12 protein-coding genes and 1 pseudogene are annotated in these 11,200 nt (G+C 72.9%); 5 read left to right on the top strand and 8 right to left on the bottom strand.

The annotated features are described in order from the left end of the window. Positions 1 to 29: 29 nt before the first annotated feature. Entirely contained in the window at positions 30 to 896 is an 867-nt protein-coding gene (locus tag ACZ7P3_RS17630) for a rhomboid family intramembrane serine protease (protein ID WP_472082531.1), read from the bottom strand. Between the two features lie 170 nt (positions 897 to 1,066). Here ACZ7P3_RS17630 and ACZ7P3_RS17625 point away from each other — a divergent pair, with 170 nt between their 5' ends. Together ACZ7P3_RS17625 and pyrF are read left to right on the top strand one after the other, a co-directional pair. Further along, on the top strand, positions 1,067 to 1,789 hold the full coding sequence (locus tag ACZ7P3_RS17625; RefSeq protein WP_472082529.1) for a vWA domain-containing protein: 723 nt from the start codon (positions 1,067 to 1,069) through the stop codon (positions 1,787 to 1,789). A gap of 112 nt (positions 1,790 to 1,901) precedes the next feature. Then, positions 1,902 to 2,720 carry an orotidine-5'-phosphate decarboxylase gene (pyrF, locus tag ACZ7P3_RS17620; RefSeq protein WP_472082527.1) on the top strand — a complete coding sequence of 273 codons (819 nt, stop codon included), beginning with the start codon at positions 1,902 to 1,904 and terminating at the stop codon, positions 2,718 to 2,720. Here pyrF and ACZ7P3_RS17615 read toward each other — a convergent pair. The 3 genes and pseudogenes from ACZ7P3_RS17615 to ACZ7P3_RS17605 form a co-directional block, all read right to left on the bottom strand. Further along, positions 2,686 to 2,924: pseudogene (locus tag ACZ7P3_RS17615) on the bottom strand (IS630 family transposase); the annotation flags it as partial. The gene pyrF and the pseudogene ACZ7P3_RS17615 overlap by 35 nt on opposite strands. A 27-nt stretch (positions 2,925 to 2,951) precedes the next feature. Then, the gene (locus ACZ7P3_RS17610; protein ID WP_472082525.1) at positions 2,952 to 3,959 is read right to left on the bottom strand and encodes an acyl-CoA dehydrogenase family protein; all 1,008 of its coding nucleotides are present in this window, start codon (positions 3,957 to 3,959) and stop codon (positions 2,952 to 2,954) included. Next, positions 3,959 to 5,098, bottom strand: a complete 1,140-nt coding sequence (locus ACZ7P3_RS17605) for an acyl-CoA dehydrogenase family protein (protein WP_472082983.1) — start codon at positions 5,096 to 5,098, stop codon at positions 3,959 to 3,961. Before ACZ7P3_RS17605 ends, ACZ7P3_RS17610 begins: the two co-directional genes overlap by 1 nt. Before the next feature lie 53 nt (positions 5,099 to 5,151). Here ACZ7P3_RS17605 and ACZ7P3_RS17600 point away from each other — a divergent pair, with 53 nt between their 5' ends. From ACZ7P3_RS17600 to ACZ7P3_RS17590, 3 genes are read left to right on the top strand one after another with little or no spacing between them, the layout of a single operon-like run. Continuing rightward, a complete protein-coding gene (locus ACZ7P3_RS17600; RefSeq protein WP_472082523.1) occupies positions 5,152 to 5,937 on the top strand; it encodes an SDR family oxidoreductase in 786 nt (261 codons plus the stop codon). Between the two features lie 24 nt (positions 5,938 to 5,961). After that, positions 5,962 to 6,597, top strand: a complete 636-nt coding sequence (locus tag ACZ7P3_RS17595) for a TetR/AcrR family transcriptional regulator (RefSeq protein WP_472082521.1) — start codon at positions 5,962 to 5,964, stop codon at positions 6,595 to 6,597. A 38-nt stretch (positions 6,598 to 6,635) separates the two neighbouring features. Next, positions 6,636 to 7,793 carry an acetyl-CoA C-acetyltransferase gene (locus tag ACZ7P3_RS17590; protein WP_472082519.1) on the top strand — a complete coding sequence of 386 codons (1,158 nt, stop codon included), beginning with the start codon at positions 6,636 to 6,638 and terminating at the stop codon, positions 7,791 to 7,793. Here the strand turns inward: ACZ7P3_RS17590 and ACZ7P3_RS17585 are convergent. Genes ACZ7P3_RS17585 through ACZ7P3_RS17570 form a run of 4 tightly spaced genes read right to left on the bottom strand, consistent with a single transcriptional unit; the run spans position 7,777 to position 11,176 of the window. After that, on the bottom strand, positions 7,777 to 8,835 hold the full coding sequence (locus tag ACZ7P3_RS17585) for an NAD(P)H-dependent flavin oxidoreductase (RefSeq protein ID WP_472082517.1): 1,059 nt from the start codon (positions 8,833 to 8,835) through the stop codon (positions 7,777 to 7,779). The genes ACZ7P3_RS17590 and ACZ7P3_RS17585 overlap by 17 nt on opposite strands. Then, positions 8,835 to 9,584 (bottom strand): CoA-transferase subunit beta, encoded by a 750-nt coding sequence (locus ACZ7P3_RS17580; protein ID WP_472082515.1) that lies wholly within the window; start codon positions 9,582 to 9,584, stop codon positions 8,835 to 8,837. The genes ACZ7P3_RS17585 and ACZ7P3_RS17580 overlap by 1 nt, the downstream gene beginning before the upstream one ends. Then, positions 9,581 to 10,432 (bottom strand): CoA transferase subunit A, encoded by an 852-nt coding sequence (locus ACZ7P3_RS17575; protein WP_472082513.1) that lies wholly within the window; start codon positions 10,430 to 10,432, stop codon positions 9,581 to 9,583. Before ACZ7P3_RS17575 ends, ACZ7P3_RS17580 begins: the two co-directional genes overlap by 4 nt. After that, the gene (locus ACZ7P3_RS17570) at positions 10,433 to 11,176 is read right to left on the bottom strand and encodes an enoyl-CoA hydratase family protein (protein ID WP_472082511.1); all 744 of its coding nucleotides are present in this window, start codon (positions 11,174 to 11,176) and stop codon (positions 10,433 to 10,435) included. Between the last annotated feature and the right edge of the window lie 24 nt (positions 11,177 to 11,200).

Raw genomic sequence — 11,200 nt, 5'->3', positions numbered from 1 at the left:
GGGCAGGCGCCGTTGCATGTCCGGGCCCGCTAGGCGGTGAGACCCGCCACCTTGCCCCAGGCGAGGACCAGCAGCAGCGCCAGCAGGGCCACGCACACGCCCGCCTGGACCAGGGTGCGGCGGCCGTCGCGGGGAGCGTATGCGTACGCCAGGGTCACGGCCGCGCCCGCCAGCAGCCCGCCGAGATGGCCCTGCCAGGAGGTCGCCCACGCGGAGACCACCAGCCACAGCAGCAGACCGGCCATGTACTGGTTGACCGGGCGCATGTCGTGGCCGAGGCGGCGGCTCATGACCCAGTACGCGGCGCCCAGTCCGAAGATGGCACCGGACGCGCCGACCGTGCGGGTCTCGGGCGCGATCAGCAGCACCAGCACCGAGCCGCCGAGCGCCGACAGCAGGTACAGGGCGAGATAGCGGACCCGGCCCAGCTGCGCCTCGACCACCCGGCCGATGTTCCACAGCGCCAGCATGTTGAACAGGATGTGCGTGATGCCGAACGTGCCCTCGGCGGGCGTCAGATGCAGAAACGCGCCGGTCAGCAGGCGGTACCACTCACCGTGGGCCACGCCCTCGGGGAGGTAGCCGGCCGGCACGGTGCCGAGCATGTCGAACCGGTACTCGATCGAGGGGCGGGCCAGCTCGGCGAGGTAGGCGAGCACATTGAGCCCGATCAGGACGTACGTCACCACCGGCACCGCGCCGATCCGGCCGCCGAACGCCGTCCGAGCCTGGCGGACCGACCGTGTGCCCTCCCGCACGCATTCCACGCACTGGTGGCCGACCGCCGCCTCGCGCATGCAGGACGGGCAGATGTAGCGCTCGCAGCGGGTGCAGCGCACGTACGACTCCACCCGGGGATGACGAAAGCAGGTGGTCACGGCGGACTCGGCGGCCACGGCCGGCTCCTCTGGAAGAAGTACGGGACGTACGGGGACAGGACGAGCCGGTGGGGCGGCGGCGAACAAAATAGCGAACTGCCGGGCGGGAGCGAGCGGCAGGGCCGGTCGCCGGATCGCTGATCATCTACGCTCGGGCCCGGGGACACGGAACCGAGGGGGAGTGGGACATGGCCGCGATCAGTCTGCGCAAGGTGGAGGAGACCGCGCCCGCGCTCGTCGGGCCGTACCGGACGGCCGGGGTCTGCCTGCGCAAGCACGGCCTGGACGGGCTGCGGGCCGCCGTGTACCTGGTGGTCGACCACTCGGGTTCGATGAAGCCGTACTACAAGGACGGCAGCGTCCAGGCGCTCGCCGACCGCGTGCTGGGCCTGTCCGCGCATCTGGACGACGACGGCCGGGTGCCGGTGGTGTTCTTCTCCACGGACATCGATGCGGTCACCGACATCGCCCTGGACGGGCACGAGGGCCGGATCGAGCGGATCGCGGCCGGCCTCGGGCACATGGGCAAAACGAGCTACCACCTTGCGATGGACGCCGTCATCGACCACTACCTGGACAGCGGCGCCGGCGACCCCGCGCTGGTCGTCTTCCAGACCGACGGCGGTCCGATCAACAAGCTCGCCGCGGAGCGCTATCTGTGCAAGGCGGCGAAGCTGCCGCTGTTCTGGCAGTTCGTCGGCTTCGGCGACCCGGACAGCCGGCAGTTCGAGTTCCTGCGGAAACTGGACGAGCTGGCCGTGCCCGGCAGGCGCGTCGTGGACAACGCCGGCTTCTTCCACGCGGGCCGGGACCCGCGCCGGGTCTCCGACGCCGAGCTGTACGACCGTCTCGTCGGCGAGTTCCCCCACTGGCTGACGGCCGCACACGCCGCGGGCATCGTGACCGCCTAGTGCCGTGACCGCCCGGCTTCGCCGGGTCGCAGGGCCACGCTCGACGGAGCGCGCCGCCGGCAGGAGGAGGCCCGGGAGCAGCGGTACGCGTGGCGGAGACCAGAATGACGTGATGGAGCCGACCAGTCAGATCATCGTCGCCTTGGACTGCGACAACCGCGTGGCCGCTCAAGACATCGTCGATCGGCTGGGCGGCGGGTGCCGCTTCTACAAAGTCGGACTGGAGCTCCTCACAGCGGCTGGGCCCGAGTTCATCAAGCACCTCGTCGTCCGGGGCAAGGAAGTGTTCCTGGACCTCAAGCTCTTCGAGATCCCGAACTCCGTCGCCGGTGCCGTGCGTGCGGCAGGAGCCCTCGGCGTCTCCATGGTGACCGTGCACAGCATGGGAGGCACGGGCATCATGGCGGCCGCTGTGGACGCGGCCCGCGACTTCCCGGAGCTTCGCGTCCTCGCTCTCACCGTCGTCACCAGCATGACCGACTCCGACCTCGCCGACATCGGTGTCGGTGTTCCCGCTGAGAACCAGGTGCTCCGGTTGGCCGGCCTGGCCGGGCAAGCCGGATGCCACGGCGTGATCGCCTCGCCGCAGGAAGTCCCGGCCCTGCGGGGACTGCTGGGCGGCGATGCTTTGATCGTCACCCCGGGGGTTGCTCTGCCCGGTGACTCTCCTGGCGAGCACGCCCGCCCCGGCACACCACGGGCCGCCATCGCCGCGGGCGCCTCGCATGTCGTCGTGGGACGGGCGGTCACACGCGCCGCGGACCCGGCATCCGCATTCCGCCTTGTCCAGGACGATCTGTCGCAGCGGGCCGCGGTGGGCTTCGATCGGGCCGGCCCGGGAGACACGGGCCGGGGTGGAGCGCACCGCCGAGTCGTCGGGGACGGCCTCCCGCTCACTCGGGGTCCAGGCAGGCCGGACGGATCTCGTTGAACCGCGGTGGTTCGCCTCCCGCACCGTGGCCTCGTCGGCCTGGACCGACCGGGCGATCACCGGGGCTCGGTCCCCGCAGGCGGACGCCGGCGGCATCATCGCCCGCCGACGGCGCACCGGACGGGTACTGCCCCGGCGCACGATCCGCCGCAGCTTCTGCCCTTCTCGATCGGTCGGTCCGCGCACCCGCACCGGCTCGGCCACCACGCCCCCCAGCGCTCGGGACGGACGTCACCGCCCGTCCGACCGCTTCCACCGCCACCCCTGCGAACCCGTGCGGTCACGGCACTGGCCGGCGTCGTCGAGGACCGCGTCCCGGCATTCGTCGGGTGTGCCCCACGCGGTGCGCAGGGCGCGGGCCTTGGTCAGCCACAGGGACAGGTCGTACTCCGCGGTGTACCCGATCGCGCCGTGCAGCTGGAGCGCGGCGCGGGCGGTGGCGTACGCCGCCTCGCACGCCGTCAGCTTGGCGGCGGCCACGTCCGCGGGACGCAGGGACAGCGCCGCCGCGAAGAGCAGGGGCCGGGCGAACTCCAGGGCGGTCTTCGCGTCGGCGAGCCGGTGCTTGACCGCCTGGAACGAGCCGACGGGGACCCCGAACTGCGTGCGCTGTCCGACGTGTGCGACCGTCCGGTCGAGCAGGGCGAGGCCCACGCCGAGGGCCTGGGCGGCGGTGGCGAGGCGGGCCCAGGTGAGGGCGCCGGCGTTCGGCGGCCCGGGGTCCAGGAGTTCGCCGCCGCGGGCCAGCGGGCACAGCCGGCGGGCGGGGTCGAGAGAGGGACGGACCGGGCCGGGGCCCGGGGCCAGGTACAGGCCCTCGCCGGCCGGGGCGAGGTGGAGCGTGGCCGCGTCGCCGTCCAGGGCGTACCCGGTCGGCGCCGCCACGGTCGCCATGGTCCCGCCCGCCGCGAGAGCGGGCAGGAACCGCTTGGCGTGCGGGCCCTCGCCGAGCAGCACCGCCGCCGCGACGGTCTCCACCAGCGGACCCGGCACCGCATGCCTGCCCAGCTCCACGAAGGCCACGGAGAGCTCCACCGGAAGTGGCCCCAGCCCCCCGTACTCCTCCGGCACCGCAAGACCGAACACGCCCGCCTCGCCGATACGGCGCCACAGCGCACGGCCGCTCGCACACTCGCCGCGGCTCCAGTCCCGGACCACCGCCGGGGTGTTTGCCGCCGTCAGCATCGCGTCCAGCGAGCCGGCGAAGTCACGCTGCTCGGTGTCGAGGAGGAAGCGCATCACCGGCGTCCCTTCGGCAGGCCGAGCAGACGCTCGGCGACGATGTCGCGCTGGATCTCGTTCGTCCCCGCGTAGATGGGCCCGGCCAGGGAGAAGACGTACCCCTGCGCCCAGTCCGTGTCCGCGAACTCGCCCTCCGCGCCCAGGAGATCGAGCGCCGTCTCGTGCAGCGACAGGTCGTACTCGGACCAGAACACCTTGTTCATGCTGGACTCCGGGCCGAGCGCGGCGCCGTCCAGGAAGCGGCAGGCGGCGGCGTAGGTGAACAGCTGGTAGGCACGGGCGCCGATCAGCGCGTCGGCCACCCGGGCACGGGCGTGCTCCGGGCGGCCCTGCGCCTTCCACAGCTCCCGCAGCCGGGCGGCCGAGGCCAGGAAGCGGCCGGGGGAGCGCAGGGTGAGACCGCGTTCGTTGCCCGCCGTGGACATCGCGATCCGCCAGCCCCGGCCGGGCTCACCGATCACGTCCTCGTCCGGTACGAACACCTCGTCCAGGGACAGCTCCGCGAAGGCCGGTTTCCCGTCCAGGCGGCCGATCGGGCGGACGGTGACGCCGGGGGCCCGCAGGTCGAACATGAGGTACGTGAGCCCCTGGTGCGGTTTCGCGGCGGCGGGGTCGGTGCGGAACAGGCCGAAGGCCCGGTCGGCGAAGGCGGCCCGCGAGGACCAGGTCTTCAGCCCGGTCAGCAGCCAGCCGCCGTCCGTCCGCACCGCCCTGGAGGTGAGCGAGGCCAGGTCGGATCCCGCCTCCGGCTCGGACCAGGCCTGCGCCCAGACCACCTCGCCGCGGGCCATCGGCGGCAGCACGCGCGTCCGCTGCTCCTCGGTGCCGTGCTCGAAGAGGGTCGGGGCGAGCAGGCTGATGCCGTTCTGGCCGACCCGGCCCGGCGCGTCCGCCGCCCAGTACTCCTCCTCGAAGACCAGCCAGCTCAGCAGCCCGGCGCCCCGTCCGCCGTACTCCTCGGGCCAGGAGACCACCGACCAGCGGTCCGCGGCCAGTTCGCCCTCCCAGGCGCGGTGTGCCGCGAATCCCTCCGCCGTCTCCAGGGACGGCAGCGGGGTGCGGGGCACGTGCGCCGCCAGCCAGGCGCGGGCCTCGGCACGGAACTCCTCGTCCGCCGGAGCATGGGTCAGGTCCACCGTCGCCGTCACCAACCTTCCCTAACAAGTGTTTGGTAGATTAGCGTGGGCCCATGACAAGCGTCGAGACTCCGGCGTACGTGCCCGGGCACGGGCTGCTGAAGGACCGCACCGCCGTCGTCACCGCGGCGGCCGGCGCGGGCATCGGCGGGGCGACCGCGCGCCGCTTCCTGGAAGAGGGCGCCCGGGTGCTGATCAGCGACGCGCACACGCGCCGCCTGAAGGAGCACGAGGCCCGGCTGGCCGGGGAGTTCCCGGGCGCGGTGGCCGCGGTGCCCTGCGACGTCACCGACGAGGCCCAGGTGCGGGCGCTGTTCGCAGCGGCCGTACGGGAGCACGGAAGGCTCGACATCGTCGTCAACAACGCGGGACTGGGCGGGACGTCGGATCTCGTCGACATGACCGACGAGCAGTGGTCCCGCGTCCTCGACGTCACGCTGAACGGCACCTTCCGCTGCACCCGGGCGGCCCTGCGCGCCATGCGGGACACCGGCGGCGGGGTGATCGTCAACAACGCCTCGGTGGTCGGCTGGCGGGCCCAGGCCGGACAGGCCCACTACGCCGCCGCGAAGGCCGGGGTGATGGCGCTGACCCGGTGCGCGGCGATCGAGGCGGCCGCGTACGGGGTGCGGGTCAACGCGGTGGCGCCCAGCCTCGCCATGCACCCGCACCTGGCGAAGGTCACCTCGGCCGAGCTGCTCCAGGAGCTGACCGGGCGGGAGGCCTTCGGGCGGTACGCCGAGCCCTGGGAGGTGGCCAACGTGATCGTGTTCCTGGCCTCCGGTTACTCCTCGTACCTGACCGGCGAGGTCGTCGCCGTCAGCAGCCAGCATCCCTGACGACGGGCAGACCACAATGGGTTCGTGCCGACCAAGAAGAAGCCCCAGGTGACCGCCCCGAAGAAGCCCGCGGCCGGTGCCGCTCAGGCGCGCCGCAGCGAACTCCTCGACACCGCCGCCGAGGTCTTCGCCGAGCAGGGCTACAACGCCACCACCGTCCGGACCATCGCCGACCACGCCGGGATGCTCGCGGGCAGCCTCTACTACCACTTCGACTCCAAGGAGTCGATGCTGGAGGAGATCCTGCGGACCTTCCTCGACGAGCTGTGGGACGGCTACGACACCGTCCTGGCCTCCGGACTCGGGCCCAGGGAGACCCTTCAGGCCCTGGTCACCGAGTCCTTCCGGGAGATCGACCGGCACCGCGCCGCCGTCGCGATCTACCAGAAGGAGAGCAGACAGCTGGCCGTACAGGACCGCTTCGCCTTTCTCGCCGACTCGCAGCGCCGGTTCGAGAAGGCGTGGCTGTCCACGCTGGAGCGCGGGGTCGCGGAGCGCGTCTTCCGCGCCGACCTGGACGTGCGGCTCACCTACCGGTTCGTCCGGGACACGGTGTGGGTCGCGGCCTCCTGGTACCGGCCCGGCGGACAGCACAGCCCGGAGGAGATCGCCCGGCAGTACCTGTCGATGGTGCTGGACGGGATCGCCGTACGCACCTGACATCACGCTGAACACCCCTTTCCTGTGAGGGAGTCGCCATGGCCGAGGCCTACATCGTCGAAGCGGTCCGCACGCCCGTCGGGCGGCGCGGGGGAGGGCTCGGCCGGGTCCACCCGGCCGACCTGGGCGCCCATGTGCTCAAGGCGCTGGTGGAGCGGGCCGGGATCGACCCGGCCGCCGTGGAGGACGTCGTCTTCGGCTGCCTGGACGCGGTCGGCCCCCAGGCCGGGGACATCGCCCGCACCTGCTGGCTGGCCGCGGGGCTGCCCGAGGAGGTGCCCGGCGTCACCGTCGACCGGCAGTGCGGCTCCTCCCAGCAGGCCGTGCACTTCGCCGCGCAGGCCGTGCTCTCCGGCACCCAGGACCTGGTGGTCGCGGGCGGGGTGCAGAACATGTCCCAGATCCCCATCGCCTTCGCCTCCCGGCAGGCCGCCGAACCCCTCGGCCTGACCGACGGACCCTTCCTCGGCAGCACCGGCTGGCGCGCCCGCTACGGCGACCAGCCCGTCAACCAGTTCGCCGGCGCCGAGATGATCGCCGCCAAGTGGGGGATCAGCCGGCAGGACCAGGAGGAGTTCGCGCTGCGCTCGCACCGGCGGGCGCTGCGGGCCATCGACACGGCCCGCTTCCGGCGCGAGACCGTCCCCTACGGCGAGGTCACGGTGGACGAGGGCCCGCGCCGGGACACCTCCCTGGAGAAGATGGCCGCACTGAAGCCCGTCCTCGACGGCGGCACCATCACCGCGGCCTGCTCCTCCCAGGTCTCCGACGGCGCCGCGGCCCTGCTGCTCGCCTCCGAGCGGGCGGTGGCGGAACACGGACTGCGCCCGCGCGCCCGCGTCCACCATCTCTCCGTGCGCGGAGAGGACCCCATCCGCATGCTCTCCGCGCCCATCCCGGCCACCGCGCACGCCCTGAAGAAGACCGGCCTGACCATCGACGCCATCGACCTCGTGGAGATCAACGAGGCCTTTGCCCCGGTCGTGCTGGCCTGGCTGAAGGAGACCGGCGCGGACCCGGAGAAGGTCAACGTCAACGGCGGCGCGATCGCCCTCGGCCATCCGCTCGGCGCGACCGGCGTCCGGCTGATGACCACGCTGCTGCACGAGCTGGAACGCACCGGCGGCCGGTTCGGCCTCCAGACGATGTGCGAGGGCGGCGGCCAGGCGAACGTGACGATCATCGAGCGTCTCTGAGCCCCTCCAGCGTCGCCAGCACCTCCTCCGCCTCCTTCACGATCCGCTCCACCAGCCCGGCGCACGACGGCAGGTCGTTGATCACCCCGGCGACCTGCCCGGACGCCATCACCCCGAGATCCGTACGGCCGTCCACCATCGCCGACTTCAGCAGCATCGGCGTGTTCGCGGCCAGCAGCACCTGACTCCAGGACAGTTCCCTGCCGTGCCGCAGGGCCAGCCCGTCGCGGACCATCTGCCGCCAGGTGAGCCCCGACAGCCGCCGGAATCCCGCCGCCCGCCGCACCGCGTGGACCAGGGCCGGTATCCGCCCGGACCGCTCCAGCGTGTCCACCAGCTCCGTGCGCAGCATCCGGTGCGGCAGCCCGTCCACCGCACGGGTGACCGTGACGTCCCGGACCGTCGCTGCCAGGTACCGCGCCTTCACCGCCTGCGGCACCGTCGACTCCGAGGTGAGCAGGAACCGCGTCCCCATCGCCACCCCGGCCGCCCCGTACGCCAGCGCCGCGACCAGGCCCCGCCCGTCGAAGTAGCCGCCCGCCGCCACCACGGGTATCCGCACGGCGTCCACCACCTGCGGCAGCAGCACGGACGTCGCCACCTCGCCGGTGTGCCCGCCGCCCTCGCCGCCCTGCACGATCACCGCGTCCGCACCCCACGCGGCCACCTTCTCCGCATGGCGCCGGGCCCCGACGGACGGGATGACCAGCACACCGGCCTCCTTGAGCCGGGCGATCAGCTCGGCCGAGGGGGCCAGCGCGAAGGAGGCCACCCGGACACCCTCGTCCAGCATGATCTGCACGCGGTCGGGAGCATCGGCCGCGTCGGCCCGCAGGTTCACCCCGAACGGCGCGTCCGTGCGCGAGCGGACCTCCCGTATCGCATCCCGCAGCAGGTCGAGGGACATCGTCGCGGAGGCCAGGATGCCGAGGGCCCCCGCGTTCGCCGCCGCCGAGACCAGCCGCGGGCCGGCCACCCAGCCCATCCCGGTCTGCACGACCGGGTGGCGGACCCCGGTCAGCCGGGTCAGGGCGGTCTCCATCACCCCCTCGCCCCCTCGGGCACCTCGCGCGCGCGTGCCCCCTCCGGATCCAGCTCCTCACGGATCAGCCGCAGCTCCTCCGCGGTGGGCTCCCGGGTGACGGGCACCTCGTCCGGCACCACGAGTGCGAAGCCCGTCGCCTCCCGCACCTGCTCCACGTCCACCCCCGGATGCACGGAGGCCAGCCGCATCGAGTGGTCGGGGGTGGCGAAGTCGAAGACGCCGAGGTCGGAGACGACCCGGGGGATGCGGTGGAAGCGGGCCGTGCTCCCCAGCCGCGCCGCCCGGTCGTACCCCACCCCGCACACCATGTCGACCCGCTCCACGAACACCCGCCGGGAGTGCCTCGGGATCCAGTAACTCGTCGGGTTGTTCAGTGTGTTGAGCGGTGCCCCGCGCACCCCGAGCAGCTGCCGCCCGGGCCGGGTCCAGTCGCCGATGCAGGAGATGTTCTGGTTGCCGTGGCGGTCGATCTGGCTCGCGCCCATCATCACGTGCCGCCGGCCTCCCGCCACCAGGGTCAGATGCAGGCGGTAGGGCAGCCAGCCCTCGGGGGTGCCGTCGGGGCGGACCAGCAGCGCCTCGCCGTCGGTCAGCAAAAGGTCCGGCGCGAAGGTGAGCCGGGCCAGCCGTGCCCCCAGCGAGGGGATCAGGCCCATCGGGCTGGCCAGGATCTCCCCGGCGCCGCGCCAGGCGTCGGCACAGGCGACCACGCAGTACTCGGATCGCGCAGGAAGAGAGACGCTCATTGCTCCCGCTCCTTCTGCCAGGCCCGCACCGCCGACCGGTACGCCTCCTCGTCCCCGGACAGGAACCGCTCGGCGAACTCCGGCCAGGGCGTGGACGCGTACGCCCGCTGGAACGCCTCGTCCCGGCCGTAGTCCGGTGCGCAGGAGGTGAAGTGCGCGCCGTTCGGCGCCTCGACCACGCCGGTCACCGCGAGCCGCTTCAGCAGCAGCGACTGCGGGGCGGACTCCTTGGTCAGCTCGGCCGTGTCGACGAGCCGCTCGCAGGACACGTAGGCCGTGTCCGCCGCTTCGCAGAACAGGTCGTCGAAGTACGGGTCCGGGCCCAGGTACTGCCCGTTGCCCAGCCGGTCGGCGCGGTTGACGTGCACCAGGGCCGCGTCCGTCCGCAGGGCCGGCATGGCCACGAACGTCTCCCCGTCCTCGTACGGCGAGGTGACCGTCCTCAGGCCCGGGTTGACCCGCATCACGTCCGAGCCGACTCCCGCCCGCACCGGCAGGAACGGCAGGCGGTTCGCCGCAGCCTGCAGCCCCCACAGGAACATCCCCTCGTCCACCTCGGTCAGTTCGAAGTCCCCGCGTTCGCGTGCCGCCCGGTAGTGCGGTTCGAGCGGGACGGAATCGAGCGTGACGAAGGCCGTGACCAGCTTGCGGATCCGGCCGGCCGCGGCCAGCATGCCGACCTCCGGGCCGCCGTACGAGACGACCGTGAGGTCACTGATCCCGGACCGGAGCAGGGCCCTGACCAGAGCCATCGGTTTGCGCCGGGAACCCCAGCCGCCGATGCCGAGGGTCATGCCGCTGCGCAGGCGGGAGACCACCTCGTCGGCGGTCATCGTCTTGTCGCTCACCTATGCGTCCTCCTTCCCGAACCTGTCCCTGACCTCGTCGGCCACCCCGCTGAGGGCGGCCTCGAAGGTGAAGCCCTGCTCGAAGCGGTAGCTGCGGCGCACGTCCACCGGGTCGATCCCGTTGATGGCCGCCTTGGCCAGACGCAGCAGCCTGCCGTCCTTGGCGGCTATCTCGCGGGCCAGCTCCAGCGCCGCCGTGCGCAGTTCCGTGCGCGGCACCACCCGCCACACCGAGCCGTGGGCGTGCAGCTCGGCCGCGCTCGCCGTGCGCGAGGTGTAGTACAGGGCGCGCATCAGATGCCGGGGGACCAGCCGGGCCAGATGGGTCGCCGCGCCCAGGGCGCCGCGGTCCAGCTCGGGCAGCCCGAAGGAGGCGTCCTCGCTCGCCACGATCGCGTCCGCGTTGCCCGCCAGGCCTATGCCGCCGCCCAGACAGAAGCCCTGCACCGCCGCGACCACCGGTGTCTCGCACTCGTACACCGCCGCGAAGGCCTCCGCGCAGCCCCGGTTGGCGCCGAGCAGCGCCCGGTCGCCGTGCGTCTGTATCTCCTTGATGTCCACGCCCGCGTTGAACCCGCGCCCCTCCGCGGCCAGCACCACACAGCGCACGCCGGGGTCGCGGCCGGCCGCGCGGACCGCGTCGGCCAGGGCGAACCAGCCGCTCACCGGCAGCGCGTTCACCGGCGGGAAGTCGGTCGTGACGACGGAAATCCCCTTTTCCGGGGACGAGGTGGAGACACCCATGGACGCATCAGCTACCTTCGCACT

The sequence above is a fragment of the Streptomyces sp. NPDC107581 genome, from assembly GCF_055657175.1.
The sequence above is the reverse complement of the archived record's forward strand: the minus strand, read 5'-3'. Positions and strand labels throughout refer to the sequence as shown.